Source organism: Cutibacterium sp. KB22876 (assembly GCF_059728865.1).
Genome location: NZ_AP040858.1, coordinates 2509744 through 2535330, shown reverse-complemented (window position 1 = coordinate 2535330; position 25587 = coordinate 2509744). Strand labels below are relative to the sequence as shown.

The window sequence follows — 25587 nt, the reverse complement described above, 5'->3', positions numbered from 1 at the left end:
GGGGGCCTTCTGGGGGTCGACAATGGATCAGAAGTCGTCAAAGAGGGCTGAGAAGAGCCCCAGACCAACAAGGCCGAGACCACCGACGGCCAGTCCGCTGATGACTGGGTCGGACTCATACCGGCGGTAGTAGCCCTGCACCCACGGCGCGTAGTCCGGGCCAGCCTGCCAGTAGGGCAGCTGGGCGCCATTGACGTCGACGGTGCGGATCCACGGGGAGCGCCCCTGCTGGATGCGCTGGGCGTCGGCGGCGCAGGCCGGAACCTTGCGCGCGACTCCGCCGTCGGGGGAGTACATGACGTCAGTGGTCGACGGGCCGTGAGCCGGGTCGAAGAAGCACGGCGGACGCACCTCGGGAATCGGCTCGCCATTGGCGCGGGCCTGCACGCAGGCGATGGAGTGACGACCCTCCTCGAGGGTCTCGGTGACGAGCGGGATCGAGCGGGTGCCCTTGTCCTGGGCCATGAGTGTCTTGGCGCGGTCGTAGCAGTCCAAGGCCGTGTTCCAGTCCTTGCGACCCTCGGCCGACACCTCCTTGCCGATCATCTCCATGTCGAGATCGCGCAGGGCCTCGCCAAAGGTGGTGACGTCCTCCTCAGTCTCCTGGCGCATCTGCGAGACCTTGGCCTCGATGGCTTTGGCGCGTCGGGCCTCCATCTCGCGGGACTGACGCTGGGCACGCATCAGTGATGCCGTCGTTGCCACAAGCCCCACGAAGAACAGCAGGAAGAGCAGGAGGTCACCGGACATGATCACCAGAATGCTCTCTGAAATGGACACTCACAAGAAAAATCACGCTGCAAACCTCACTCATCGACGATCTCACAGATGACCTCGCCCGAGGCGACCGTCGAGCCGACCGTGGCATTGAGGTCACGGATGACGCCTGAGCGATGGGCGGCCAGAGGCTGCTCCATCTTCATGGCTTCCATGACGACGATCTGGTCGCCCTCGTTGACCTGCTCGCCCTCGACGACATTGACCTTGACGATGGTTCCCTGCATCGGGGATGCCACCGAGGTGCCGGTTGCCGCAGTGTGACGTCCCGCGCGGTTGCGACGGGTGGGGCGACGAGACTTCGTGCTGGGGGCCTGACGGGCGCCGTGCAGGGATGCCGGGATGCGCACCTCGACCCGCTTGCCGTTGACCTCCACGACAACCTCGTGAGGGGGCTCGGTGTCGGCGGACTCCCCCAAAGATCCGGTGTAGGGCTCGATCTTGTTGTCGAACTCGGTCTCGATCCAGTCGGTGAAAACGCCGAAGTGACCGTCGGTTGCGGTGAAGGCAGGGTCCTTGACGACCGCACGGTGGAAGGGGACGACAGTCGGCATACCGTCGATGACGATCTCGTCGAGGGCCCGGGCGGCGCGGGCCAGAGCCTGCTCGCGGGAGTCCCCCGTGACGATGAGCTTTCCGACGAGGGAGTCGAAGGCTCCCGGAACAGTCATGCCGGAGTGGTAGCCCTCGTCAACGCGGATACCGGGGCCACACGGCGGCTGCCACGAGGTCAGGGTGCCAGGCGCAGGCATGAACCCCATGCCGGGATCCTCGGCGTTGATGCGGAACTCGAAGGAGTGGCCGCGCAGTTTCGGATCCTCGGGCTCGAGGTGGCCGCCCTGGGCCACGTGGAACATCATCTGCACCAGGTCGACTCCGGCAACCTCCTCGGAGACCGGGTGCTCCACCTGCAGACGGGTGTTGACCTCGAGGAAGCTGATGGTCCCGTCCAGGCCGACGAGGAATTCGCAGGTTCCGGCACCGACATATCCGGCCTCCTTGAGGATGGCTCGGGAGGACTCGTAGAGACGGGTCAGCTGCTCGTCACTGAGGAACGGCGCCGGGGCCTCCTCGACGAGCTTCTGGTGGCGACGTTGCAGGGAGCAGTCACGGGTCGAGATGATCTGCACGGTGCCGTACTGGTCGGCGACGCACTGGGTCTCGACGTGACGCGGCTTGTCGAGGTAGCGCTCCACGAAACACTCGCCGCGTCCGAAAGCAGTGACGGCCTCGCGCACCGCAGACTCGTAGAGATGGATGACCTCGTCCATCGAGCGGGCGACCTTGAGGCCGCGACCGCCGCCTCCGAAGGCGGCCTTGATGGCGATCGGCAGGCCGTGTTCCTTGGCAAACTCGACGACCTCCTCCGGGCCGTTGACCGGGTCGGCGGTGCCGGGAACGAGCGGGGCGCCGACCTTCTGGGCGATGTGACGGGCCTGAACCTTGTCGCCGAGGGCCCGAATGGCCTCCGGCGGCGGGCCGATCCAGACGAACCCGGCGTCGATGACAGCCTGGGCGAAGTCGGCGTTCTCGGAGAGGAACCCGTACCCGGGGTGGATCGCGTCGACCTCGGCCCGACGGGCAATGTCGAGGATCTTGTCCACGTCAAGGTAGGTCTGAGCAGGGGTCACACCGTTGAGGGCGAAGGCTTCGTCGGCAAGCTTGACGAACAAACCCTCGGAGTCGGAGTCCGCGTAGACAGCCACGCTCGTAATACCGGCGTCCTCGGCGGCACGGATGACGCGCACCGCGATCTCGCCACGGTTTGCGACGAGTACCCGCTTGATGGTCCTGTCCACGGTTCCTCCGATCGGCTCTCGGGGCGGGTGCCCCTCACGGTGAGTCTAAAGGGTCAGCGTTCGTCCATGGTCACTGTCCACGTCTTCTGGCTCCGAAAGTGCCGTATCGACGTCGCGTGGTACACCCGGAAGATCCGATGGCAACGGCCAGGTGTGGTGGCAGCTCCTGCTCGGATTACCGGGATTGCCATCGCGAATGCGCCGCGAGGCCGTCGTGACGGCTCACTCGGCCGCTAGCCTGACGGTCATGGCGACACCGCAGTTCATCGTGGACCTCAGACGTCACATCGGTCATGACCCGTTGTGGCTGTCCGGTAGTAGCGCGGTCGTGCTGCGCCAGGGGCCACGCGGACCCCAGGTTCTGCTCGTCAAACGTGCCGACACCGGAGCATGGACACCGGTCTGCGGAATCATCGAGCCGGGGGAGAGACCTGACGAGGCCATCCTTCGAGAGATTCGGGAAGAGACCGGGGTGACGGCGGAGATCGTCCGCCTGGTCCGTGTCAATGTCGCGGCCCCCATCACCTACCCCAATGGCGACCGCTGCCAGTTCCTCGATCACGACTTCCTGTGCCGATGGATCAGCGGGCAGCCGCGAGTGGGTGACGACGAGTCCAGCCAGACCGGTTTCTTCGACGTCGACGACCTGCCCGAGATGGCCCCGCGTCATCGCCGTCGCATCGAGACCGCGCTGCACTCGTCTGACCACGTCATCTTCAGCTCGGATGGGGATGACGACGGCGCTCTACGTGAGGAGACCCCATGAGTCTTTCCCACCTCTCCTCCCGGGTGTGGCAGCACGGGAAGGTCGTTGCCGAATCAGTCCCCCTGGAAACTCTGAGCGACGAACTCGCCGATGATCAGACACTGAGCTGGTATGACCTCACCGCTCCCGATCGCGAGGCCATCGACACCCTTGCCGACGAACTCGATCTGGAGTTCCACACCGTCGAGGATGCCGAGGCCCCCGGCGAGCGTCCGAAGGTCACCCGCTATCCCGACCATCTCTTCCTGACGACCTATGCCGCGACGATCGGCGAGACGAATGACCCCAACAGTCGCCTCATCGTGTCACGGGTCTCGGTGTGGGTGTTCGAACATGGCGTCGTCAGTGTCCATCGCGACGACCTGCCCGAGGTCAAGGAGATGCTCAACCGCCTCGACGCCAACCCCGATCTGGTCTCGAACGGCCCGATGGGCATCGTCCATGCCATTCTCGACGTCCTCGTCGACGGTCATTTCGACGTCGTCCAGCACCTGGACGACGTCGTGGAGCTCGTCGAGGATCAACTCTTCGACGACTCGATTGACACCCAGAAAGTGCAGTTGCGGGTGTATCGGCTGCGCAAGGAGTTGGTGCAGTTTCGTCGAGTCGTGCTCCCGATGCGCGAGATCGTCTCGACAATCAGCCGTCCGAGCAGGGAAGCCATGGCTGTTCCCCGGGTCCTCGAGCCGTACTTCAACGATCTGTACGACCACTCCATGCGCGTCTCGGAATGGTCCGATTCCCTGCGGGACCTCGTCGCGACGATCTTCGAGACGAATCTGTCCATCCAGGACGCCAAACTCAACACCGTCATGAAGAAGTTGGCCGGGTGGGCTGCCATCATCGCCGTCCCAACCCTCATCACGGGGTGGTTCGGACAGAACGTTCCCTTCCTGGGTGATGGCCGACCGTTGGGGTTGTGGATCTCGGTCGGGCTCATCATCGTGTCGAGCCTCGTGCTGTACCTGGTTTTCCGTAAGGAAGACTGGATCTGAGGAGACCAATAGGCGCCTGACAGTGCAGAACTCTTGTCCTCAGATTGCATCAATTGGGTAAGGCCGCTTACCGTATCGGCACATGTGAGACACCCCGAGGCCGGACAGATCGTGCTGCGCCAGGTTGACCTCGGGTCGTCCCTGTCCATCGTCATCGAATTGTGTAGCGGGGATGCTCCTCCTGGCCCTGCTGCCCACCGGAAAGGACCGCGGACGACCCAAGAAGGGACCTGCTGACGAAGCCATGTCGACGGCCAGGTCACTGTCGATAGAGCAACTGGCCGCTCCCCGCGACATGCGCATACCGGTCAGCCGGATCGACGACACGCTGGTTGCCGCGTACTACTTCATCCCACCTGAGGCGACGGTCAAGGACGAGTCTTGGCGACGCCGCCATGGGCGGTTCCGTCAATTTCAGACGGTGTCGTGGTCACTCCCCGGCAACTCCCGACATCACCGGGCAAGACTCCTAGACTGGCCGACGTGACGAAGATTGCACTAGCCATTGCCGGGTCCGAGGCCTCCGGTGGCGCCGGAGCCCAGACCGACCTCAAGACCTTCCACCAACTCGGGGTGTTCGGATGCACGTCCCTGACCTGCATCGTCTCCTTCGATCCCGACAACGACTGGGGACACCGATTCGTGCCGGTCGATCCGCAGGTCATTCATGATCAGATCGAGGCCGCTGCAGCCGTCCACGGCCAGATCGACGCCGTCAAGATCGGCATGCTCGGTACCCCGACGACCATCGGCGTCGTCGCCGAGGCCTTGGAGGCCTACAAGTTCCCCAAGGTTATCCTCGACCCCGTCCTCATCTGCAAGGGCCAGGAGACGGGTGCCGCCCTCGACACCGACAACGCCCTGCGCGAGCAGATCCTGCCGCATGCCGACGTCATCACGCCGAACCTCTTCGAGACGCAGACCCTCGCCGGCGTGGACGAGATCACCTCGGTCGAGGCCCTCAAGGACGCTGCCAAGAAGATCGGTGACCAGGGAGTTCCGGTCGTCATCGCCAAGGCCGGCACCCTGTTGAACACCGGCACCGCTCTGGACGTCTACTACGACGGCCACGACTGCGAGGTCCTCGAGGTTCCCGCCGTCGGTCAGGAGCGCGTCTCCGGTGCTGGCTGCACGCTGGCTGCCGCGATCACCGCGGAGATCGCCAAGGGAGCCAGTCCGCTGGACGCCGCTCGCACTGCCAAGCAGGTCGTCGTCTCGGCCATCGAGAACCGGATGCACGGCAACGCCCCGTTCGACTGCGTCTACCAAGGTAATTACCGAGCCTGATCATTCATGACTTGACCCCGGCGGATATCCGCCGGGGTCAAGTCATGTCTCGATCCGTCATGATCACAGAAGTTGGGGGTCAGCGTCGGAAGACCGGACGCACTGACAGCTCCTCGATCATGGCCTCGGGGCTGGCCTCCAGGGCCGCGCGGACGGTGACGGCGACGGACTGTGGCCGCAGGTGCTCGGAGGCGTCGTAGGGACGTCCGGCTTGGGCCTGCAGTTCCACCTGCATGTCGGTGTCGACACGACCGGGGTGGATTGACGTCACCCGTACGACACCACGCTCCTCCTCACGCAGGGCATGTGTGAGGGCCCGCAAGGCGTACTTCGAGGCCGCGTAGACGCCGCCGCCAGCCGGGGTCCGCAAGAAACCAGATCCTGAATTGATCATGACGATGTCGCCATGGCTGGCCCTCAGCAGGGGCAGCACGAGGTGAGCGAGGTCGGCGACGGCGACGACATTGATCTCCAGCACTCGACGCCACTCCTCACGGCTCTGAGCTGCGATCTCACCGGGAGACGCGGCACTCACCCCGGCGCTGTTGACGAGAACATCGAGACTGTCCAGCTGAGACACGGCCGCCGCAGTGGCCTCCTCGTCAGCCAGATCGACGACGAAGGGGGAGGCGTCAGGCAGTTCAGAGACCACCTTCTCGACGGCCTCGCGGTGGCGTCCTCCCACGATGATGTGGTGGTCTCGCCCCAGCTCCTCGGCGATCGCCCGTCCGATGCCGCGCGTCGCCCCGGTCACGAGGACTTTCTTGGTGTGCTGGTCGTTGTGTGAAGTTTCCGACGTCGTGGGGTTTTCCATGACGCAACCGTACTCGTCTTGCCAGCGAGCAATCCCGGGTTGTGGTTGGCTACCGTCATGGCAGAAAGCACGTGCGATGTCAGATCCGAAGTCGGGCGGTTACGGACAGTCATCCTGCATCGCCCTGGCGACGAATTGCGCAGACTGACTCCTCGCAACAATGACAAGCTCCTCTTCGATGCAATGCCGTGGGTCGACCAGGCCCAGCGTGACCACGACATTTTCGCCTCGATCCTTGAGGACCGCGGCGTCGAGGTCCTCCTGCTCGGAGAGCTCCTGCGCGAAACCCTCGACGACGAGGTTGCTCGGCGGCAGGCCCTTGACGATCTGCTCACCGATTTGAGATATGGCGACGGGCTGCGCAGATACCTGCGCCAGCGTCTGTCAGAGCTGTCCAGCGAGATGTTGACGAAGGTGCTCATGGCCGGTCTGTCCAATGGTGAACTGGCCACCGTCGAACCCGCTGCACCCCGCAGCTTGGTCACGAGCCTGCTGGCTCCCGAGGACTTCATCATCGACCCGCTTCCGAACCTGCTCTTCACCCGCGACTCCAGCGTCTGGGTGGGTAACCATCCGGCCGTGACATCCCTGACGATGCCAGCACGGCGCCGCGAAACCCAACTGACCGACCTCATCTATCGTCACCATCCGAGGTTCCGGGGGCACGGTGACTGTTACGGCTGGCGGCTGGAGAACCTTGAAGGTGGGGACGTCATGCATCTGGGTGAGCAGGTCATGGCGATCGGCGTGGGGGAGCGCACCACCCCGTCCGGGGCCGAGCGTCTGGCGCGTACCGCCTTCGAGCTGGGAGTGGCTCACACCGTGCTGGCCGTGCCGATCCATCAGCAGCGCGCCACCATGCACCTGGACACCGTGTGCACCATGGTCGACGTCGACGCCGTCGTCATGTACCCGCAGATTGCCGACAGTCTGACGGCTGTTCCGCTCACTCCTGTCGGTGACGACATTCGTATCGGTGAGCCGACACCGTTCCTGACGGCCGCCGCCGACGCTCTGGGGATCGAGCGAATGCGCGTCATCGACACTGGCCTCGACCCCGTGACCGCTGAGCGTGAGCAGTGGGATGACGGCAACAACACCCTCGCCCTGGCGCCACGTGTGGTGGTGGCTTATGAGCGTAACACGAACACCAATGCTCGTCTGGAGGCCGCCGGCATCGAGGTACTGACGATTCCGAGCTCGGAGCTGGGGTCAGGACGTGGTGGCCCACGGTGCATGTCGTGCCCGGTGCTGCGCGACGAGCTGTGAGGTGACATCAGCGATAGCATCACCGGCATGAGGTCCAGAGCAGCGATCGTAGCGACGGCACTGCTCGTCGTGGCAGGGTGCGCTCCCTCGCACGAGGGAGCCGTGCCCACCCCGGCCATCGGTTCACCCACCCCGGCACCGGCTGGGGAGGAGACCCTGGCGAGCCTGGGGTTCGAATATGGTCCGCGGAACTTCCGTCTACCCCAGGGGCTTGACGTCACGATGCGGGTCGATCACGTCAACAACATCACCCTGCTCACCCAGCCCGACACTTCCGGAAAGGTGCATGACTTCCTGGCACAGAACCTGCCTGCGTCGGGGTTCACGGTGACCGGGGATGGCAATGGGTCATTGACGTTCACCTCGAACCGCCCCGACACCACGGGCTGGACCGGGGCGTTCACGAGCTCCGATGAGGCTGCCGGACTGACCCTCCGGCACGGCTGAGAGTCGGTCCCGCGCGGGTCAGTGCCGCGCATACCCTGGCTCAGGACAGGTGCCCGCCCCTGGGCCCGTTCCACAGCGAGGACCATTCGACGTCAAGATCCATGAGCATCTGACGCACCAATGGCAGGGAGATGCCGGTGACGTTGTGGGGGTCGCCATTGATACGGGTGATGAAGGCGCCGCCCAGGCCGTCGATGGTGAAGGCACCAGCCACCTTGGCCGGCTCGCCGCTGCTGACGTAGGCGTCGATCTCGGCGTCAGTGAGATCTGCGAAGGTGACGACGGTTTGGCCGACGCGGGTCTGATCGCGGATCTGACCGTTCTCGATGACGGCGACGTGGTGTCCGCTGACGAGGACGCCCTGGTGACCTCTCATCCGGCGCCACCACTGCCGGGCACGGTCAGCGGTGTGGGGCTTGCCGAGGACACGTCCGTCGAGATTGAGTACGGAGTCGCAGGCCACCACGATCGTCCGGTCGGCGGGGTGCTCGTCAAGGGCCCCGGAGCCGATGACCGAGTGGGCCTTGAGGCGGCACAGCCGGGCCGTCATGGTGGCAGCGTCCTCCCCAGGAAGGCGGCTCTCGTCAGCTCCCGAGGCGATGACGACAGGTTCGATGCCGGCTGAGCGCAACATACGCAGTCGGGCAGGCGATTTCGATGCGAGAACGAAACGGGTCGTCATGTCAGTAACGCCGCAGAGATCCCCGCCAGGCCGCCTGGCCGGGCATGAAGGGTTCACGGATGGTGCGCCAGTAGGACTTCCAGCCGAAGGCGATCGGCCGGTCGTCCGGCACGTAGGCGTCCGGGCCCGGACGGGTGAGCTCGGTCAGCACCGCGACGAGGGCACCAAGCTCCTCGTCGGTGAGATTTCCCCTGGTGACCTTGATCGGATCGTCGTCCATGGTGTGCTCACTCACAGTGGGATGTTCCCGTGCTTCTTGGGAGGCAGCGCCTCGCGCTTGGTGCGCAACAGACGCAGGGTACGGATGACCGAGGCGCGGGTCTCGTGCGGGTGGATGACCTGGTCGATCCATCCTCGCTCAGCTGCCTGGTACGGGTTCGACAGGGTCGTCTCGTACTCGTCGATGAGCTCCTTGCGTTTGACTTCCGGATCGGGATCGGTGGCCAAGGTGCGGCGGTGCAGGATGCTGACGGCTCCTTCAGCACCCATGACGGCGATCTGGGCTGTGGGCCAGGCGAGGTTGACGTCGGCTCCGAGGGTCTTGGACCCCATGACGATGTAGGCGCCGCCGTAGGCCTTGCGGGTGACGACGGTCAGCAGCGGCACGGTGGCCTCGGCGTAGGCGTAGATGAGCTTGGCGCCACGACGGATGATGCCCTCGTGCTCCTGCTCGACGCCGGGCAGGAATCCAGGGGTGTCGACGAAGGTGAGTACCGGGATGTTGAAGGAGTCGCAGGTCCGGACGAACCGGGCAGCCTTCTCGGAGGCATTGATGTCAAGGGTGCCGGCGTTGACCATTGGCTGGTTGGCGACGATGCCGATGACGCGGCCCTCGATGCGTCCGAATCCGCAGATGACGTTCGGGGCGAAGAGCTCGTGAATCTCCAGGAAGGTGTCCTCGTCGAGTACGGTCGTGATGATCTCGTGCATGTCGTACGGATGGTTCGCGGAGTCCGGGATGAGGACGTCGAGCTTGCGGTCGTGGTCGGTGATTGTCAGGTCGGCCTCACCGTCGTCGTAGAACGGCGGATCCTCCAAGTTGTTTTGTGGCAGGTAGCTGACCAGGTCGCGGACGAACTCCAGGGCGTCGCCCTCGTCATTGGCCAGGTAGTGGGAGTTGCCCGACTTCGTGGAATGGGTACGAGCACCGCCCAACTCCTCGAGGGAGACGTCCTCGCCGGTGACCTGCTTGACGACGGCCGGGCCGGTGATGAACATCTGGGAGGTCTGGTCGACCATGACGATGAAGTCGGTGAGGGCGGGGGAGTAGACGTGACCGCCAGCTGCGGCGCCCATGATGATGGAGATCTGGGGGATGACGCCGGAAGCCCTGGTGTTGCGACGGAAGATGTCGCCGAACCTGGCCAGGGAGGCCACGCCTTCCTGAATACGAGCGCCGCCACCCTCATTGATGCCGATGAGGGGGCAGCCTGTCTTGACGGCGAAGTCGATGATCTTGCAGATTTTCTCGCCGTAGACCTCACCCAAGGACCCACCGAAGATCGTGACGTCCTGGCTGAACACACAGACCGGACGACCATGGATCGCACCGACACCGGTGATGACGCCGTCGGTGTAGGGACGCTTGCGTTCCATGCCGAAGTTCGTCGAGCGGTGACGAGAGAACTCATCGAGCTCGGTGAAGGAATCCTCGTCCAGCAGCCGCAGGATGCGCTCCCTGGCGGTCATCTTTCCGGCGGCGTGCTGCTTTTCGATGGCCGAGGGGGATGCGGCATTGACGGCCTCGTCGATCCTCCGACCGAGGTCGGCGATCTTTCCTGCCGTGGTGTGGATGTCGATCTCCATGAGTTGAGACTATCCGTCACAGGCGACAAGCGTGGCCTCGGGCCGCTTTCCGGGATGGATTGCGGCCGTGCGGACCGTGGTCGTCACGAGCTTCCGGAAGTTCCACGGCATCACCGGGCCGGTGACTGGCTGGTCGTCTGGGCCAGGGATGAGTTGGCGCGCAGCACGATGGCTTACGGATAGTCTGGACGGGTGCCTTCCACGCCTGCTGCCATTGCTGATCGCGTCATCGAGCTTGCCGGGAACACGATGTTCACCGGGCCGTGCGGGGGAGGGGTGGCCTGCGTCGACTCCACCGGCTCGACCAACGCTGACATGGCTGCCTTCGTCCGTGCCGGAGGAACCTCGTTCCGTCTCCTCGTCGCTGATCACCAGGAAGGCGGACGAGGACGTTTCTCACGCAGTTGGCACGACGTCCCGGGAACGAATCTGGCTATCTCTGCCCTGGTGCCCAATGATCGTCCCGCCCAGGACTGGGGCTGGCTCTCGATGGTGGCCGGACTCGCCGTCGTCGAGGCCATCGAGGAGGTTGGCGGGGCTGATCGCTCCCGGGTGACGTTGAAGTGGCCCAATGACGTCCTGGTGGATCTTGGCACCGACCATGGTGGCAAGGTGAGCGGGATCCTGTCGGAGCGCGTCGACGGACCGGCTGGTCCTCACGCCGTCATCGGGATTGGGATCAACGTGTCGATGGGGACCGACGAACTGCCCGTCCCGACGGCGACCTCCCTGGCGTTGTGCGGGTTGAACCACGACAAGAACGAGCTGTTGGCCAGCCTGCTAGTCCACCTCGACGAATTGCTGACGGTGTGGCTGGCGACCGGAACCGTGCGAGACCAGTACGTGGCGCGGTGCGACACCATCGGTGCCCCGGTGCGACTGACCTTCGACCCGGAGACCATCGGTGGCGGTGACGAGGCCGTCGACGGTGTCGGCGTCGACGTGGATGTCGACGGTGCCATCGTGGTGGAAACCTCGGAAGGACGTCGCACCTTCAACGCGGGAGACGTCAACCATCTGCGCACGAGGTGAGTTCCACCACGGCACCCTGAACGTCCCGACCACCTGATATGGGTGCAGGTTTTGTCAAGAGGGCAGGATGAGGCGCCACCAGGCTGGATGCTTGGTGGCGCCTCATCCTTTGTTGACCCGAAGTGGTGTTGACGAGGGGTTTCGCGTGTTTGTCGACGGCGATGTCAGTCTGATATTCGCGGGTTGGTTACCGCAGGACGGTGCTTTCGGCTCGGAACGTCACGCCTGTCTAGCATCGAGCGTCGCCGGCATCGTTGATGACGGCTGCTCATAGGTGTTTCGCGGGTCGTTCCGGTCGCTGCGTCACCCCTCGGGGACCTGGCTTCGGGCCAAGTTTGTGGGCCTCGAGGGGCTATTCCTCGAGGACGGCCAGGGACCAGCACCAGCCGGCGAGTTCGCGGGCGATGGCGGCGTTGGCGACGATGGGGCGCTTCTTGCGTTTCTTGAACTGGTTCCAGCGGTGGTTGAGGCGTCGGTTGCCCAGGTCTCCGCGGGCCCGGGCGGCCGGGGAGGCGAGGTCCCAGCGGTCGCGGATGGTCTTGCCGGGGACGTAGCGGTGCTGGTGATGCCAGGCAGCCTCGACCAGGAGTCGGCGCGCGTGGCTGTTGCCGGTCTTGGTGATCGGCCCTTGTGAGCGGGACTGGCCCGATGAGTTCTCCGACGGAATCAGGCCGACGAACGAGCCGATCGAGTTGCCGGTGAACCTGCTCCAGTCGCCGATCTCGACCGCCAGTCCGAACCCGGTCAGCGTCGAGATGCCGCGCAGGCATACGAGCCTGCGGACGGCATCGGTGTATTGACTGTTCTCGGCCATGGCTTCGATGCGTTCATCGAGACGGTCACGGCGGGCCGTGATCGTGATCACGGAGTCGTAGGCCTCGTCGAAGGCGGCCTGGACCAGCGGGGAGTCGAAGCGTTGCCTGCGCAGCCAGGCGTCATGCGCGTTGCTCCAGGCCTGCCCGCCGGAGTAGACGATCCCGTGTCGCAGCAGGAGTTTCGAGAGGCGGTGCCTGGCCCGCATCAGATCGGAGCGGCAGTCCTCACGGGCCCTCACCAGGTCGCGTGCTGCTTCGGTGAGCTCGTCGGGGACGGTGACTGCGGTGAACGCATCCAGCCGCAACAACGTCGACAGGTGTTCGGCGTCGATCGCATCAGTCTTCACCCGCGAACCGGAAGGCCGCTGGAGCTTGGACGGGGCCGCGACAACGGTTCGGATGTCGTGTGACAGCAGGGTTCTGGCCAGACCATAGCCCGTCGGGCCAGCCTCGTAGATCGCCGCCGACGGGCCGGGCAGCGCCTTGATCCAGGCCGTCACCTCCACGGGGTCGGGGCAGAGTCTGGCTTTGAAGATTTCTCCGGTCTGGACGTCCATCGCATGCGCCACCACGGAGCGGGCATGCACATCCAGGCCAACACTCGTACGCTCGGTAAACAACCGGGGCCTCCCACGTATGTCGGAAAGGCCAGACAGGCCGCCCCTGTCCGGCAACCCACGAATCGTTGCGCGGAGAGGCCCCGGCCTGCCAGAGCTTCACCCCAGATCGGGGTCACCCATACCGTCTAGACTGCTGACCATGACGACCCACATCCTGGCCCTTGGTGGCGGCGGTTTCTCGATGTCGAACCGTGGTGAGCCCACCGCTCTCGACCGTCACATCCTTGACCTGTCCGGAAAGTCCTCGCCCTTGGTGTGTTTTGCCCCCACCGCGGCAGCCGATGACCCGGTTTACGTCAATCGTTTTCTGGCCGCCTACTCGGCGCTGGGTGTGCGGACCATGGTGCTGACCCTGTGGCAGGGGGCTGCGGAGTCGGTGGAGCGTCTTTCCCAGGCTGACGTCATCGTGTCGGGTGCCGGTTCGGCGGCCAACCTCATGGCGCTGTGGCGGATGCACGGGGTTGACCACGTCATCCGGCGGATGATGTCGTCGGCGGACGACGTCGTGCTCGCCGGGGTCGCAGCCGGTGCGGCGTGCTGGTTCTCCGGCTGTCTCACTGACGCATTCGGTGACCTGCGTGCGTGGCGAGGCGGAATGGGTCTGCTCGACGGGTCGTTCTGCCCCCACTTCGACGGTGAGTCGGAGCGCGCCCCAATCTACGCACAGTCGGTTGCCAATGGGGTTCTCCCCGCTGGTTACGCAGTCGATGACGGAGCAGCAATCCATTTCGTCGACGGTGAGTTCTCCGTCGCCGTTGCCGAGCGTGAGGAGGCCACGGTCTCAAGGTTCTCCGCATCCGAGGAGCCGACCTCGTCGGGAATCCTGCGCGAGGAGCTCGACGTCACCGTGCTGTGACATTCCACGGCTGCTGATAGTCGTCGAGGTCCTCGTCGCCGTCATAACGCCCGTCGGTCAGGTCCGCGAAGAGGTCTGCCACTCGGCGGGCGCCCGGGACGTTATCGAGGACCAACTGGTCTGACGGTGCGGTGAGGATGAGTTTTCCACAGCCCATCGTCCGATCGACGACGTCGGCCTGCCAGGACACGTCGACGAGGCTGTCAATCATGACGTCGTGACCCCGTCTGACGATGACGCCATGACGCAGCATCACGCGTCGTTCAGTGATCGTCATGGTGGTGGTGAACCACTTCAGCCACGGAATGATGGTACCGACGATTATCAGCGCGACTGCGACGACCGCGACGATTGGCCAGTACCGGGCTCGTATCTCGAGCGTCATGAGTCCGAGCAGCGCGGCAGCCCCGATGACTGCGACGAACCCCATGACGACAGGCCAGAACAGTGCTTTCGCGTGACGGCGGGAGTGCACCAGCACCGTCTCGTCACGATTGCGCCGCAGTGGCTGTCCGACTCGCACCATGTTTCCAGTATGGACGACCCCGCAATGTGAACGCGTGACGTGCGGTCTGTGGCCAGGCATGAGGTACGAGTGGGTGCCATGCCCTTACAGTGCAGTCTGTGCCCCAGACAGTCCTCCTGCGTGTTCACGTCACCTTCGAGAGTGTCCGCACCAGCCTTGACCCAGCCGTCCCGGGGCCCTCACCTGGTTGGGGAGGGCGGCTGCGGCCAGCTTTCCCTGCAATACTCGTGGAGAACCCGGAAAGACGGCTGCGCTCTGCTTGATGAGATGGCAGCAGCCCTTCATCTTTTCGGCCGTTCCACGGGCGATCGCTAATAACCCTCGGCCGGTGTCCGGATGGAAAGCCGACGCGAAGACGATCTGACAGGGAAATCCACGGGTGGAAGATCCGGGAGAATAGCTCTTCCGCGGTTCTGTGTCCGGTGGCCGTTACGATGAAGGTCGTGACCTCCTACACCATTGGAATCATTGGCGGCGGGCAGCTTGCCCGCATGATGCACCAGGCTGCGATCGGATTGGGGGTGCGCACCCGTCTGCTGGCCTCCGACCCTGACGAGTCCGCGGCCCAGGTGATGTCTGATGTCGTCGTCGGCTCCCATCTCGACCACGACGCCGTCATGGACTTCGCAGCTGGGTGTGACGTCGTGACCTTCGATCACGAGCACGTGCCGACCGTCCTCGTCGAGGAGATGGAACAGGCAGGGTGTGCTGTCCGCCCCGGATCGGCCGCGATGGTCCATGCTCAGGACAAGGTCGTCATGCGTGAATTCATGGCGAAGGAGGGATTCCCGAACCCGGCCTGGAAGGTCTGTGACACCCCTGACGATCTCGTCGCCTTCGGTGCGGACCACGGCTGGCCCGTCATCGCCAAGACGTCTCGCGGCGGATATGACGGCAAGGGAGTCTTCAAGATCGACGGACCTGACGGTGCCGGGGAACCCTTCGAGGCTGCCGGAGGACTGGCCGACGGCAAACAACCGATTCGTATTCTCGCCGAGGAGTTCGTTGATTTCCGACGCGAACTCTCTGCCGTTGTCGTCCGCTCCCCATCGGGTCAGGGAGCCGCCTATCCGGTCACGGAGACCATCCAGCGTCACGGGGTCTGCGCCGAGACCATCAGCCCGGCACCGGACATGTCCTCGGACCGCCAGGTGGAGCTGCAAACCATGGCCCTGGACATTGCTGGGCGCCTCGACGTCGTCGGTGTCCTCGCCGTTGAGCTCATGGAGCGCGAGGACGGTTCCGTCATCGTCAATGAGCTGGCGACCCGCCCCCACAACACCGCCCACTGGACCATCGACGGTGCTGAGACGAGCCAGTTCGAGAACCACATGAGAGCCGTGCTTAACCTTCCGCTCGGTTCACCGGCCTTGACTGCCCCCGTGGTCGTCATGGCCAATGTCCTCGGCGGGTCTGAGGAAGACCTGACCGGGGCTCTGCAACACTGTTTCGCTCGTGACCCGGAACTGCGCGTCGAGTTGTACGGGAAGTCCGTGCGACCCGGCCGCAAGGTCGGTCACGTCACCTGCCTCGGTGACGACGTCGAGACGACTCGTCGCCGGGCGCGCCACGCTGCCGCCTACCTCATGGGAGAACATGATGCCTGAGACCACCGCCAACAGCCGCAAGCCGCGTCGCGGCAAGAAGGTCGAGACAGCGGCCGGATCCGCACGCCGGTTGGCTGGTGACGCCACGGGCCCGCAGGTGTCGATCATCATGGGTTCGGACTCCGACTGGCCGACGATGGAGCCCGCCGCCCAGGTGCTCACCGACTTCAACGTGGGATTCGAGGCGGAGGTCGTCTCGGCTCACCGGATGCCCGAGGACATGGTCGAGTTCGGCCGTGGCGCCCACGAGCGCGGTATCAAGGTCATCATCGCCGGTGCCGGTGGTGCTGCCCATCTACCCGGCATGGTCGCCGCGCTGACCCCGCTGCCGGTCATCGGAGTGCCGGTTCCGCTGGCCCATCTCGACGGCATGGACTCCCTGCTGTCCATCGTCCAGATGCCTGGTGGTGTACCGGTGGCAACGGTCGGTGTCGGTAATGCCAAGAACGCCGGTCTGCTGGCCGTGAGGATTCTTGCCGCATCGAATCCCGAGCTGTGCGACGCCATGGTCAAGTACCAGACCGAGCTGCACGACATGGCGGCCGCCAAGGGGGAGAAGGTGCGCACCCACTCGCGCCCCTGAGCGAGTCATCGATACGCGGATGGCCCCGAACTGTTGCGGTCCGGGGCCAGTTCGCTGCTTCTAGACCCTTGGTCAGATCAGGGACAGGGTCAGCGACATATCAACCGGGCGGGCGTACAACCGGTGGGACATGATCGGCATCGGGCCGCAGGAGGTCGATCCCAGCGGGGCCGAGAGGGCGTCCAAGGTCAGCCAGGTGTGCCCGTCGGGCTCCAGATCCCAGGTATGGGCGGCGCTGAACAGGGCCTTGGACGTCCACGGGCGAACCGCGAATGCCGGCCAGCCGCCATCAGCGGCGACGCGCAGACCACCGTCGGGGCCGGTGATCGTAAGCTCGTGGACACCCTGACGAAGACCATTCTCCTGAGGCATGACGTAAGGCGTCTGGAGGCTGGCGACGTCGGAGTTCCAGCGGCCCCAGGTGGCGGCGTGCTGGGAATCCGGGTAGTTCTCCGTCGGACCGAGTCCGAACCAGGACACGGTGGTCCACTCATCCGGCAGTCCTATGGTCACGCCGATGCGACCCAGCATTGCCGGCCAGTGCCCCTGCGGTTCGACGTGGAGATCGAGATGGATCCCTTCGGATCCCTCGTCGGCCTGGACGGCTCGCCAATTCCACGTCGTCGTCATGGAATCTCGAGCAGCTGCCGCGGCACTGCGAGTGAGGACGACCAGGTCATCTCCCTCCTCGCGCACCGAGACCGTGGTGTGGACGAGCCGGTCGAGACCGGCAGCCAGCGCGGAGCCACCAATATTGTTACGAGCCAGGCTGCTGGCCCGGTCGTTGTCGATCAGGGCGCGGAAGAGATCGAGAACCGGTGCGACGATGCCGTTCCCGCCCAACTCCACGAGACGACCACGACGGTCGAAGCGAGCAGGTCCGAGAACCGAGCCGCTACCGTCGCGACGCGGATGGGACGATGCCGGAGGACACGGACGGGGAAGAGGCTCAGGGATCAGCAGGTCCGACGCCCGTGCCACCACGTGGCCCGCCTGAGCCCAGATGGTGTCCTCGACCAACCTGGCCTCGACGACGACGACCATCCGGTCGGAGATCTCGTCGGGAACCGGCACGGATCCGGTCCAGGACTGATGAGCGGGCAGTGCTCCGATGTCCAGAACACCTTCGTCGGTGACCTTGCCGTCGTCGACGAGTTGCCAGACGAATTCGAGATCGGACAGATCGGCGAAGTCGAGGCGGTTGATGACGGTGATGCCGTCGCCGGCGCGCAAACGTGAGCCGTCGACCTCGATGCGCACTGCACCCATCGTCGCCGTGAACTCCAGCAGGCCCGGCGAGGGGGTGCGATCGGGCATGACGAGCCCGTCGCAGACGAAGTTTCGATCGTGCAGCACCTCGCCGAAGTCGCCGCCATAGGCATATCCGCGTCCGGTGTCGATGCCGTGGTCGATCCACTCCCAGATGAATCCGCCGTGCATACGATCGCGGTGGAAATGCGGGTCGAAACAACGTTCCTCGTAGTCAGCGAGCTCACCCGGGCCATTGCCCATGGCGTGGGCGAACTCGCACATGAAGAAGGGCAGTCCGAGCTCGCGGCCGGTCTGCGGAACAGGCTCGGCGCCCGGCATGACAGTACGGTCGCGGACGGCCTCGACCCACTCCATCCCCGGGTACATGACGGTCCACACGTCGGAGATGGTGTGGGTGTAGTCGCCCTCGTAATGGGTGAACCGGGACGGGTCGCGATGCTTGACCCAGTCGTTCATGAGGCGGATGCCCTCACCACAGTGGGACTCGTTACCCATCGACCATCCGATGATCGATGGGTGGTTCTTGTCCCGTTCCACGGTGCGCTGGATGCGGTTGAGTAGGCAGTCGTACCAGCGGTCGTCGCCAGCGGGGTTTCCGTCCCAGCCACCCCACTCGAAGCCGTGGGTCTCCAGGTCGCACTCCAGAAGCACCCAGATGCCGTACTCGTCGCACAGGTCGAGGAAGCGGGCGTCCGGTGGGTAGTGTGAGGTGCGGATGGCATTGACGCCGTGACGCTTCATGAGTTCGAGGTCGGCGCGCATGGTCTCCTCGTCGAGGGTGCGTCCGGTGTGCGGATCCCACTCGTGGCGGTTGACACCGCGGAAGACGACCTTGTGTCCGTTGACGGTGATGACGTCCTCGTCGATGGCGACGGTGCGGAATCCGATCCGCAGGGAGACGGTCTCGGAGCCCGTCGAGACGGTGGCGTCGTAGAGCATTGGGGTCTCAGCGGTCCAGGGTTGCGCGTCGGGGACGGTCACCTCGGTGTTGCAGGTGGTGGTGACGCCGAGTTCCGGGATGGTGACGGTGGCGCCGTCGGGTCCGTCAATGGTGATCTTGGCGGCGCCGTCCTCCCAGGATGCGTGGACGAAGAGGTCGTCGATGCCGTCCTGCGGGCGTGCCAGCAGCGTGACCTTGCGGAAGATCCCCGACATCCGCCACATGTCCTGGTCCTCCAGGAAGGTGCCGTCGGACCATTGACTGACGGCTACTGCCAGCACATTGCGGCCGGGGCGCAGTTGCGCAGTGACGTCGAACTCACTGGTGAGGCGCGAACCCTTGGTCCACCCCAGTTCGACTCCGTTGAGCCAGACGCGGGCGAAGGAGTCGACTCCCTCGAAGCGCAGCAGCACCCGGTCAGCATTGGTGAACGTCTCACTGACCTGGAAGGTGTGGCGGTAGCACCCGGTCGGGTTCTCATCGGGAACGACGATGTCTTCGCCGGAAGCCGGGACCGGAATCGGGTAGTTGACGTTGAGATAGGCGGGGCGCCCGAACGGTGCTTCGCCTGCCGGGTCGGTCATCTGCCACATCGAGGGAACGGCGAGGTCGACGAAGTCGGTGTCGTCGAATCCAGGGTCGAAGAAACCTTCCGGTACGTCAAAGGGGGAGTCGACGAGCTGGAAACGCCACGTTCCAGACAGGTCGAGGGTCGGGGCATCGGTGTGCAGGTGAGCCCGTGGGGCCACAGGCCCCTGCCACGGGACGAGGTTCGTCAGGGCGGCGTCGATCCCCGGAGCGGTGTCGGCATTGGCAACCATGGACACCACCATAGAACCTGATGATGAAAACGTGTACACCGCGATGTCAGAAGGTGAGCACTGAGGTGATTCGAGGTGTGGTCTCGCTCGGCAGGCTGATGATGCCGTGGTGGTCCCGGAAGATGCGTATCGCACAAGCAGGTGGGATGGCAGTGCCGCCACGGTTTTCCGGAGCTACCACGGCCTGCTCACGTGATCAGGGCTGGGACGGGCGAGCCAGGCCGTGGTAGTGCGACCGAGAGGAGAGTTGATGGAGACACCGACCTCGGCGTTTCAACGTCAGATCAGGACAGTTCGGTCACCTTTGAGGTGTCACCGCTCCTCAGCTCATCCCACAGCCGAGCCGCTTTCCTGTCATTCCACAGCACCGAGGAACCGGCCGAGGTGTTGGCCGAGACCGTTGATACCGGGACCGTCATCTTGATGCCGTCGTTGCCGGAAACCTTCATGAGACCGCGAGCGGTCTTGAGGGCAGTCAAGGTCGAGGTGTCGGTGCCGAGCTTCACCGCATCCGAGGCCGCCATGTTGAGGTTCCAATATCGCACCGGGTTGATGAGGGTCCACGGGCTGAGGGCCTTCGTCGCGACTTGGGAAGCCACCTTCTGCTGCCTCTTGACGCGCCCCAGGTCGCCTTCGGGATCGGCCTTTCGCATGCGGACATATCCCAGGGCCTGAACTCCGTCGAGGGTCTGGGTGCCGGCAGGAAGGTTGGTGTGGGAATCCTTGTCGACCATCGGGTTGTCGAGGGTCACCTCGACTCCGCCGACCGCATCGACCATTTCCACGAAGCCACCGAACCCAATCTCGACGTAGCCGTTGACACGCAGGTCGGTGGCCCTTTCAATCGTTTGGATCAGTAGCTTGGCGCCACCAATCGAATAGGCGGCGTTGAGCTTGTTGTGATGGTGCCCCGGGATGGGCAGGTATGAGTCGCGCGGCAGGGAGATCAGGACGTTCTTTCCCTCCGGCGGCATGTAGAGCAGCAGCATGGTGTCGGTGCGAAGACCGCTCTCGGTGCCGGTACCCAACTCCTTCTGCTGCTTCGTCGTGAGGTTTTGCCTCTCGTCGGTGCCGACGAGAAGCACGAGGGTACCGGGATGGCTTGCACCCCGCGGACCGTCGGGGGTGGCATCGACGGTTCCGGTCCGACTCAACGCATAGGACGGTACGGCGACAAGCCACACCAACCACGCCAACAACAGCACCATGATGACCTTGAAGGGGTGCCGACGCTTGCGAGGGCGTGGTGCGGGACGACTCGCCCGCTGCCGCAGACGAGGAGGAGGGGCTTGACGCGGGGGCCGACGGGCTGGTTGGGCACCCGGCCGGTACGGATCACCAGTGGGCCGTGGGGATGACGTCGACCGTGGGCGCGGTCGGGTGGATCGGTCGGCACCCTGCCGGGATTGCGGACGTCGACCACCTTGCGATCGACCCGCCCCACTGTGGGGTCGGCCCGATTCGCTGTGCGGTGCATTTATCGGATCGATACGGGTGGCGTCATTGGCGTCAACTCCGTATAGCCAGTCCAGGTCGGACTGACGAGATCGCTTGTCGCGGGGACCGCGCCCAGTGTCTCGATTAGGCATGAATTCCACGGTAGTCGCAAGGCCATGCAGATTCCTGAGGCTTATTGGGCGAGTCCCGTGTGCCTCAGGATTCACAGTTCCTTCCGAACTGGCACAATGTCGTCCATGTCGTCATACCTCGCGCCCCCGGTCAGTGTTGTCATACCGGTGAGGAACGAGGAACGGTACCTCGAGGAATCGGTGGCCGGTGTCCTCAATCAGGGCTACCCGGGAAAGATGGAGGTCATCCTTGCCATCGCTCCCAGCACTGACCGCACCGCTGAGATCGCTCAGGAGCTGGCTGCCCGGGACGATCGCATTCGGGTCATCGACAATCCCGGCGGCACCACCCCCAAGGCTCTCAACCTCGGTGTGGCCGCTTCTCAGTACGAGATCATCGTGCGCGTCGACGCTCACGGTGAGCTCGGCCCGGAGTACATCGCGACGGCTGTCGAGTTGCTGGAGCGAACCGGGGCGGCCAATGTCGGTGGAGTCATGGACGCCAAGGGTCGTACCCCCTTCGAGCAGGCCGTCGCCGTCGCCTACACCTCGAAGCTCGGCCTGGGGAGCAGCGCCTTCCACCAGGGAAATGCCCCTGAAGGGCCAGCGGAGACGGTCTTCCTCGGGGTGTTCCGCAAGGCGGATCTTGAGGCCGTCGGCGGCTTCTGCGCCAAATTCGATCGGGCTCAGGACTGGGAGCTCAACTATCGTCTGCGGCAGTCCGGACGAGAAGTGTGGTTCAGCCCCGATCTTCGGGTGACCTACCGCCCCCGTTCCACCGTCAAGGCGTTGGCCCGGCAGTTCTTCCGCACCGGCCAGTGGCGTCGTGAAGTCATGCGGCGCCATCGCGACTCGGTGAGTCTGCGCTATCTGGCCGCTCCCATTGCGGTCACCGGAGTGGTGACGGGAACCGCCCTCGGAATCGTCGGAATCGTCGAGGCGGTCAGGCGCAGGCCGTGGCTGAAGCGTTGGCCACTCATCGGATGGGTGGCCCCGCTGGGTTATGGAAGCATCATCGGGATTGGGTCGGCGGCGATGAAACGCGACATGGATCCGGGCGTCCGGGCTCGACTGCCAGTGGTGTTGGCGATCATGCACATGAGTTGGGGAGTCGGATTCCTCGTCGGTCTCGGCGAGCGTTCCGAGGACTGATCTCACACCTCGACGGCTCCCTCTTGAGTGGTGATGGCAGCGACATCGTCGCTTGACTCGACCAGGACGAGTGACCCGCCGCCGAGCAGGCAGCTGACGAGCGTCGTGGCGACGAGTTCCCCACCACCGACCCGAATCCGTTCCGGGGAGAGCAGCACCGCTCGGCCCAACGGCACGACGCTGCACAGCTGCTCGCCGGTCCACTCCTGGCATCCCCTGAGCCACACTGACCCGGACGCGGCGGGTCGTGCAGTGACGAGGTCGTCGGGGCCAGCCAGCACGTCAGCGTTGTCGATGGCCCCCGGAACGGGGTTCTGGCACGGGGTTGCCAGTGGCGTGAGGCTGCACTGGACGAGGACCTCGGGGGAGTCAACAGGGTCGGTGTCCGGGCCGATCACTTCCACTGTGGCTTCGTCCAGCCCGGTAAGGTCAACCCGCAGACCGGCCCACCAGGAGGACAGCAGCCACACGCAACTGGTCCAGTGGCCAGGGCGCTGCCTGAAGACCGACAACCTCGCGACGTCTCCTGCCGCGATTCCCTCGGAGTCGAGCAGGTGAACCGACTTGGTCACCCAGGTCAGCAGGGTGCGGGCGGACAATTCGCCGCGATCCGCGCCGTCGTACCAGGTCAGGATCGGCAGCGCACCGGCCTCCTTGCTGCGACGCCACAGGGCGGTCAGCGGGTCAGAACTGCGGGAGGCGGTCGGTCGGGCCAGGGAAACCATGGCAACCATTGTGAAGGATGAAACGCTGTGGTGCGTCCAACACGGTTGCGTCAGTGTGGCCAGATACTCTGTCGACATGCAACACGTCCTCATCCTGGCCGGCGGGTCCGGCACGCGCCTGTGGCCGCTGTCTCATCATGGAGAGCCCAAACAGCTGTTGGAACTCATCAACGGGATGAGCCTGCTGCGGATGGCATACGAGAGGGTCGCCGGTCTGGTCCCGGACACCAACATCGTGGTGTGCACCGGAGCCTCGTATGCCGACACGGTGGCCAAGTTGTTGCCGGAGATCCCGGCCGAGAACATCCTCGGTGAACCGGTGGGACGTGACTCCCTCAATGCCGTGTCATGGCCGGCCGGCATCATCGCTGACCGCGATCCTGATGGCGTCATGGCTGTCGTCACGGCTGACCACATCATCCGTCCCGCTGACGACTTTCGCGCCGCCTTGCAACACGGATTCGATCTCGCCACGGACGACCCTGCCGCACTGGTGACCTTCGGAGTCGTCCCCACCGAGCCGAACACCGGTTTCGGTTACCTCCACCGGGGCGGCCCGCTGGAGTCGGATCCGCGTGCTCACAACGTTCTCGAGTTCGTCGAGAAGCCCAGCCCGGAGCTTGCCCGCGAATACCTCGATTCAGGCGAGTATTGGTGGAACTCCGGCATGTTCGTCTGGCGGGCATCGACCCTGTTGAACTGTGTGTCCCAACTCAAGCCCCGGACCCGCCACCAGGTTGACGAGCTTGTCGCCGATCCCTCCCGGATCGCCGAGGTGTACCCGCTCATGGAGAAGGTCTCCGTCGACGTCGCGGTGATGGAACCGGCCTCCCATGGCGGATGCGGAGTACATGTCGCTGCGATTCCGCTGGAGATCCAGTGGTACGACGTCGGCTCCTACGAGGCGTTGGCCCCCCACCTGCCTGATGACGGCGAGGGCAACCACGTGATGGGTCTGACCGTCACCGTCGACTCGGACGGGAACCTGCTCATCAACGACCGCCCTGACGCCGTTCTGGCAGTGGCAGGTCTGCACAACATGGCCGTGGTGAGCACCGATCGTGCCACTCTGGTGGTGCCGTTGTCCCAGTCCCAGCAGGTCAAGGCTCTGGTGGCCGAGGTGGCCGCCCAGGCGGGAGGACGATTCGCGTGAAGAACGCCCGGGAAATTCGCGAGCCCATCGCATGGACCGTCATCGTTGTCAGTATCGGATTCCTCGTGGCCGTTCTGGTGCGGGCTGTCACGATGATGACCCACGAGCACAGCGGACTTTTCGGAATGGCTCGTAGCCTGTCGGGAAGCTCGCTGGGCATCGGCATGATCCTGCTGCTGGTGGCCGCAGTCTTGGTGTGCCGGTTCATTCGTCCGGCGACTCCTCATGCCAAATTGCTCGGCAAGGTGTCTGCTCTCATCGTGGCCATCGCGGCCGGATTCGACCTCATCCTTGCCCTGCTCGCTCCCATTCATGGTCCTGGGGGATTCCTGGGAGCGTCCCTGGGGCTCTTCGGTGACCTTCTGGCCATTGCCATCAAGGTTCTGGCCGCGTGGGTACTGCTGGTCCTGACGCGGCCGGAGGTATCCACCTCCGACGATGTCGAGAACTCCGACGAGGAGCCCGAGCCGGAGGATTCGGAGTCGGAACCTGCAAGTCAGCTTGTGGCCACCCAGGAAGCTGACACTCCAGCTCAGGAGGAGTTCAGCTGGCCCGAGGGGGTCGGTGCGGTCTGGACGAGGGCCGGTGATGCCGCGAGTGGAGCAGGCGCATCCGCATGGGATCCGGCGCAGACCAGAAACGCTCAGAATTGGGCGAGCGATTCGACATCTCCGCAGACCGGAGGAAACTCGGAAGACCACCAATGGTCGAACGACTGCGGACGGCGCTGAGAATCAATCACAGGTCTGCCTTGAGCCCCGGCGCGACACGCCGGTAGTTGTGGGGTTTTCCCGAGACGGAGTCGCGCGCTGAATCTCACACGTGTAATTTGTGCATCGGCGCGGAACCCGCCGCGTCTGATCTCGAGGAGCTTCCCCCATGGACGAGATTCTGACTTTGTTTTCCGGAGGCGGTGACGACGAGCCGGAATGGCACGACAAGGCCTTGTGCGCCCAGACTGATCCGGAGGCATTCTTCCCTGAAAAGGGCGGATCCACCCGTGAAGCCAAGCGCATTTGCGAGTCCTGCGAGGTGCGTCAGGAGTGCTTGGAGTACGCCCTCGAGAACGACGAGAGATTTGGAATCTGGGGCGGGTTGTCGGAGATGGAGAGGCGTCGACTGCGCAAGCGGGCGTGACCATCCTGGCGGCACACCACGGTAGGGATGACGGCCCGTTAGAATTTCCTGTCTGCGCGGAGGTGCCGTCGGCGCGATTGGTATGTGTGATGATCAGTCGTGTACATATGACGTGCACGCCGAGTTCCATGACGTCGA

General features: G+C 64.5%; 25 protein-coding genes. 14 read left to right on the top strand and 11 right to left on the bottom strand.

The window, feature by feature from the left end; genetic code table 11:
• Window positions 1-27 precede the first annotated feature (27 nt).
• Both AC6I1W_RS11525 and AC6I1W_RS11520 read right to left on the bottom strand, forming a co-directional pair.
• Complete coding sequence (locus AC6I1W_RS11525; RefSeq protein ID WP_171023531.1) at window positions 28-750, bottom strand: hypothetical protein; 723 nt, start codon at window positions 748-750, stop codon at window positions 28-30.
• A gap of 56 nt (window positions 751-806) precedes the next feature.
• Window positions 807-2576 (bottom strand): acetyl/propionyl/methylcrotonyl-CoA carboxylase subunit alpha, encoded by a 1770-nt coding sequence (locus tag AC6I1W_RS11520; protein ID WP_063279512.1) that lies wholly within the window; start codon window positions 2574-2576, stop codon window positions 807-809.
• 247 nt (window positions 2577-2823) lie between these two features.
• Here AC6I1W_RS11520 and AC6I1W_RS11515 point away from each other — a divergent pair, with 247 nt between their 5' ends.
• The 4 genes from AC6I1W_RS11515 to AC6I1W_RS11500 all read left to right on the top strand — a co-directional run bounded on the left by AC6I1W_RS11515 (window position 2824) and on the right by AC6I1W_RS11500 (window position 5624).
• Window positions 2824-3342 (top strand): NUDIX hydrolase, encoded by a 519-nt coding sequence (locus AC6I1W_RS11515; protein ID WP_036902000.1) that lies wholly within the window; start codon window positions 2824-2826, stop codon window positions 3340-3342.
• The gene (locus AC6I1W_RS11510) at window positions 3339-4337 is read left to right on the top strand and encodes a magnesium transporter CorA family protein (RefSeq protein WP_004808887.1); all 999 of its coding nucleotides are present in this window, start codon (window positions 3339-3341) and stop codon (window positions 4335-4337) included. Before AC6I1W_RS11515 ends, AC6I1W_RS11510 begins: the two co-directional genes overlap by 4 nt.
• A gap of 172 nt (window positions 4338-4509) precedes the next feature.
• Entirely contained in the window at window positions 4510-4824 is a 315-nt protein-coding gene (locus AC6I1W_RS11505) for a hypothetical protein (RefSeq protein WP_065673796.1), read from the top strand.
• Window positions 4821-5624: a hydroxymethylpyrimidine/phosphomethylpyrimidine kinase gene (locus tag AC6I1W_RS11500; protein WP_016665956.1), complete on the top strand. Its 804-nt coding sequence runs from the start codon at window positions 4821-4823 to the stop codon at window positions 5622-5624. Before AC6I1W_RS11505 ends, AC6I1W_RS11500 begins: the two co-directional genes overlap by 4 nt.
• Window positions 5625-5703: 79 nt before the next feature.
• Here AC6I1W_RS11500 and AC6I1W_RS11495 read toward each other — a convergent pair whose 3' ends face one another.
• The gene (locus AC6I1W_RS11495; protein WP_117189665.1) at window positions 5704-6438 is read right to left on the bottom strand and encodes an SDR family oxidoreductase; all 735 of its coding nucleotides are present in this window, start codon (window positions 6436-6438) and stop codon (window positions 5704-5706) included.
• A gap of 57 nt (window positions 6439-6495) precedes the next feature.
• On the opposite strand from AC6I1W_RS11495, the gene AC6I1W_RS11490 reads away from it, so the two are divergent.
• On the top strand, window positions 6496-7707 hold the full coding sequence (locus AC6I1W_RS11490) for an arginine deiminase (protein ID WP_036975433.1): 1212 nt from the start codon (window positions 6496-6498) through the stop codon (window positions 7705-7707).
• 27 nt (window positions 7708-7734) lie between these two features.
• Window positions 7735-8154 (top strand): hypothetical protein, encoded by a 420-nt coding sequence (locus AC6I1W_RS11485; RefSeq protein WP_063279507.1) that lies wholly within the window; start codon window positions 7735-7737, stop codon window positions 8152-8154.
• A 40-nt stretch (window positions 8155-8194) separates the two neighbouring features.
• Here the strand turns inward: AC6I1W_RS11485 and AC6I1W_RS11480 are convergent, their stop codons facing one another.
• From AC6I1W_RS11480 to AC6I1W_RS11470, 3 genes are read right to left on the bottom strand one after another with little or no spacing between them, the layout of a single operon-like run.
• Window positions 8195-8836 (bottom strand): Maf family protein, encoded by a 642-nt coding sequence (locus AC6I1W_RS11480; RefSeq protein ID WP_016665952.1) that lies wholly within the window; start codon window positions 8834-8836, stop codon window positions 8195-8197.
• A 1-nt stretch (window position 8837) separates the two neighbouring features.
• Window positions 8838-9056, bottom strand: coding sequence for an acyl-CoA carboxylase subunit epsilon (locus AC6I1W_RS11475; RefSeq protein ID WP_015582265.1), 219 nt, complete (start codon window positions 9054-9056; stop codon window positions 8838-8840).
• Between the two features lie 11 nt (window positions 9057-9067).
• On the bottom strand, window positions 9068-10642 hold the full coding sequence (locus tag AC6I1W_RS11470) for an acyl-CoA carboxylase subunit beta (protein ID WP_016665951.1): 1575 nt from the start codon (window positions 10640-10642) through the stop codon (window positions 9068-9070).
• 192 nt (window positions 10643-10834) lie between these two features.
• Here AC6I1W_RS11470 and AC6I1W_RS11465 point away from each other — a divergent pair, with 192 nt between their 5' ends.
• Window positions 10835-11674 carry a biotin--[acetyl-CoA-carboxylase] ligase gene (locus AC6I1W_RS11465; protein WP_065673793.1) on the top strand — a complete coding sequence of 280 codons (840 nt, stop codon included), beginning with the start codon at window positions 10835-10837 and terminating at the stop codon, window positions 11672-11674.
• Between the two features lie 352 nt (window positions 11675-12026).
• Here the strand turns inward: AC6I1W_RS11465 and AC6I1W_RS11460 are convergent, their stop codons facing one another.
• A complete protein-coding gene (locus AC6I1W_RS11460) occupies window positions 12027-13109 on the bottom strand; it encodes an IS110 family RNA-guided transposase (protein ID WP_117189444.1) in 1083 nt (360 codons plus the stop codon).
• Window positions 13110-13248: 139 nt separating this feature from the next.
• On the opposite strand from AC6I1W_RS11460, the gene AC6I1W_RS11455 reads away from it, so the two are divergent.
• Window positions 13249-13965: a Type 1 glutamine amidotransferase-like domain-containing protein gene (locus AC6I1W_RS11455; RefSeq protein WP_063279504.1), complete on the top strand. Its 717-nt coding sequence runs from the start codon at window positions 13249-13251 to the stop codon at window positions 13963-13965.
• Here AC6I1W_RS11455 and AC6I1W_RS11450 read toward each other — a convergent pair.
• Window positions 13952-14491 carry a PH domain-containing protein gene (locus AC6I1W_RS11450; RefSeq protein WP_497743565.1) on the bottom strand — a complete coding sequence of 180 codons (540 nt, stop codon included), beginning with the start codon at window positions 14489-14491 and terminating at the stop codon, window positions 13952-13954. The two genes, AC6I1W_RS11455 and AC6I1W_RS11450, sit on opposite strands and share 14 nt — an antisense overlap.
• A gap of 434 nt (window positions 14492-14925) precedes the next feature.
• Between AC6I1W_RS11450 and AC6I1W_RS11445 the strand changes: the two genes are divergently transcribed.
• Together AC6I1W_RS11445 and purE are read left to right on the top strand one after the other, a co-directional pair.
• Window positions 14926-16098 carry a 5-(carboxyamino)imidazole ribonucleotide synthase gene (locus AC6I1W_RS11445; RefSeq protein ID WP_117189666.1) on the top strand — a complete coding sequence of 391 codons (1173 nt, stop codon included), beginning with the start codon at window positions 14926-14928 and terminating at the stop codon, window positions 16096-16098.
• The gene (gene purE / locus AC6I1W_RS11440; protein WP_065673790.1) at window positions 16091-16681 is read left to right on the top strand and encodes a 5-(carboxyamino)imidazole ribonucleotide mutase; all 591 of its coding nucleotides are present in this window, start codon (window positions 16091-16093) and stop codon (window positions 16679-16681) included. The genes AC6I1W_RS11445 and purE overlap by 8 nt, the downstream gene beginning before the upstream one ends.
• A 72-nt stretch (window positions 16682-16753) precedes the next feature.
• On the opposite strand, the gene AC6I1W_RS11435 is transcribed toward purE, so the two are convergent.
• Both AC6I1W_RS11435 and AC6I1W_RS11430 read right to left on the bottom strand, forming a co-directional pair.
• Window positions 16754-19714: a glycoside hydrolase family 2 TIM barrel-domain containing protein gene (locus AC6I1W_RS11435; RefSeq protein ID WP_117189687.1), complete on the bottom strand. Its 2961-nt coding sequence runs from the start codon at window positions 19712-19714 to the stop codon at window positions 16754-16756.
• Window positions 19715-19998: 284 nt separating this feature from the next.
• The gene (locus AC6I1W_RS11430) at window positions 19999-21303 is read right to left on the bottom strand and encodes an LCP family protein (RefSeq protein WP_434964807.1); all 1305 of its coding nucleotides are present in this window, start codon (window positions 21301-21303) and stop codon (window positions 19999-20001) included.
• A gap of 105 nt (window positions 21304-21408) precedes the next feature.
• Here AC6I1W_RS11430 and AC6I1W_RS11425 point away from each other — a divergent pair, with 105 nt between their 5' ends.
• Window positions 21409-22434, top strand: a complete 1026-nt coding sequence (locus AC6I1W_RS11425; RefSeq protein WP_117189688.1) for a glycosyltransferase family 2 protein — start codon at window positions 21409-21411, stop codon at window positions 22432-22434.
• Window positions 22435-22436: 2 nt separating this feature from the next.
• Here the strand turns inward: AC6I1W_RS11425 and AC6I1W_RS11420 are convergent, their stop codons facing one another.
• A complete protein-coding gene (locus tag AC6I1W_RS11420) occupies window positions 22437-23168 on the bottom strand; it encodes a TIGR03089 family protein (RefSeq protein WP_346723506.1) in 732 nt (243 codons plus the stop codon).
• A 67-nt stretch (window positions 23169-23235) separates the two neighbouring features.
• Here AC6I1W_RS11420 and AC6I1W_RS11415 point away from each other — a divergent pair, with 67 nt between their 5' ends.
• From AC6I1W_RS11415 to AC6I1W_RS11405, 3 genes are all read left to right on the top strand, one after another.
• Entirely contained in the window at window positions 23236-24312 is a 1077-nt protein-coding gene (locus AC6I1W_RS11415) for a mannose-1-phosphate guanylyltransferase (protein WP_493536895.1), read from the top strand.
• Complete coding sequence (locus tag AC6I1W_RS11410) at window positions 24309-25043, top strand: hypothetical protein (RefSeq protein ID WP_117189668.1); 735 nt, start codon at window positions 24309-24311, stop codon at window positions 25041-25043. The genes AC6I1W_RS11415 and AC6I1W_RS11410 overlap by 4 nt, the downstream gene beginning before the upstream one ends.
• Window positions 25044-25191: 148 nt before the next feature.
• Window positions 25192-25449 (top strand): WhiB family transcriptional regulator, encoded by a 258-nt coding sequence (locus AC6I1W_RS11405; RefSeq protein ID WP_117189669.1) that lies wholly within the window; start codon window positions 25192-25194, stop codon window positions 25447-25449.
• Window positions 25450-25587 lie beyond the last annotated feature (138 nt).

What these genes read in the sequence shown, in the direction of transcription:
- AC6I1W_RS11485 (WP_063279507.1), top strand. Translation starts at nt 7,735, where the DNA reads ATGAGGTCCAGAGCAGCGATCGTAGCGACGGCACTGCTCGTCGTGGCA.
- AC6I1W_RS11450 (WP_497743565.1), bottom strand. Translation starts at nt 14,491, where the DNA reads ATGGTGCGAGTCGGACAGCCACTGCGGCGCAATCGTGACGAGACGGTG.
- AC6I1W_RS11505 (WP_065673796.1), top strand. Translation starts at nt 4,510, where the DNA reads ATGCTCCTCCTGGCCCTGCTGCCCACCGGAAAGGACCGCGGACGACCC.
- AC6I1W_RS11430 (WP_434964807.1), bottom strand. Translation starts at nt 21,303, where the DNA reads ATGCCTAATCGAGACACTGGGCGCGGTCCCCGCGACAAGCGATCTCGT.
- AC6I1W_RS11415 (WP_493536895.1), top strand. Translation starts at nt 23,236, where the DNA reads ATGCAACACGTCCTCATCCTGGCCGGCGGGTCCGGCACGCGCCTGTGG.
- AC6I1W_RS11420 (WP_346723506.1), bottom strand. Translation starts at nt 23,168, where the DNA reads ATGGTTGCCATGGTTTCCCTGGCCCGACCGACCGCCTCCCGCAGTTCT.
- AC6I1W_RS11495 (WP_117189665.1), bottom strand. Translation starts at nt 6,438, where the DNA reads ATGGAAAACCCCACGACGTCGGAAACTTCACACAACGACCAGCACACC.
- AC6I1W_RS11445 (WP_117189666.1), top strand. Translation starts at nt 14,926, where the DNA reads ATGAAGGTCGTGACCTCCTACACCATTGGAATCATTGGCGGCGGGCAG.
- AC6I1W_RS11515 (WP_036902000.1), top strand. Translation starts at nt 2,824, where the DNA reads ATGGCGACACCGCAGTTCATCGTGGACCTCAGACGTCACATCGGTCAT.
- AC6I1W_RS11470 (WP_016665951.1), bottom strand. Translation starts at nt 10,642, where the DNA reads ATGGAGATCGACATCCACACCACGGCAGGAAAGATCGCCGACCTCGGT.
- purE (WP_065673790.1), top strand. Translation starts at nt 16,091, where the DNA reads ATGCCTGAGACCACCGCCAACAGCCGCAAGCCGCGTCGCGGCAAGAAG.
- AC6I1W_RS11475 (WP_015582265.1), bottom strand. Translation starts at nt 9,056, where the DNA reads ATGGACGACGATCCGATCAAGGTCACCAGGGGAAATCTCACCGACGAG.
- AC6I1W_RS11480 (WP_016665952.1), bottom strand. Translation starts at nt 8,836, where the DNA reads ATGACGACCCGTTTCGTTCTCGCATCGAAATCGCCTGCCCGACTGCGT.
- AC6I1W_RS11435 (WP_117189687.1), bottom strand. Translation starts at nt 19,714, where the DNA reads ATGGTTGCCAATGCCGACACCGCTCCGGGGATCGACGCCGCCCTGACG.
- AC6I1W_RS11490 (WP_036975433.1), top strand. Translation starts at nt 6,496, where the DNA reads ATGGCAGAAAGCACGTGCGATGTCAGATCCGAAGTCGGGCGGTTACGG.
- AC6I1W_RS11425 (WP_117189688.1), top strand. Translation starts at nt 21,409, where the DNA reads ATGTCGTCATACCTCGCGCCCCCGGTCAGTGTTGTCATACCGGTGAGG.
- AC6I1W_RS11525 (WP_171023531.1), bottom strand. Translation starts at nt 750, where the DNA reads ATGTCCGGTGACCTCCTGCTCTTCCTGCTGTTCTTCGTGGGGCTTGTG.
- AC6I1W_RS11510 (WP_004808887.1), top strand. Translation starts at nt 3,339, where the DNA reads ATGAGTCTTTCCCACCTCTCCTCCCGGGTGTGGCAGCACGGGAAGGTC.
- AC6I1W_RS11455 (WP_063279504.1), top strand. Translation starts at nt 13,249, where the DNA reads ATGACGACCCACATCCTGGCCCTTGGTGGCGGCGGTTTCTCGATGTCG.
- AC6I1W_RS11405 (WP_117189669.1), top strand. Translation starts at nt 25,192, where the DNA reads ATGGACGAGATTCTGACTTTGTTTTCCGGAGGCGGTGACGACGAGCCG.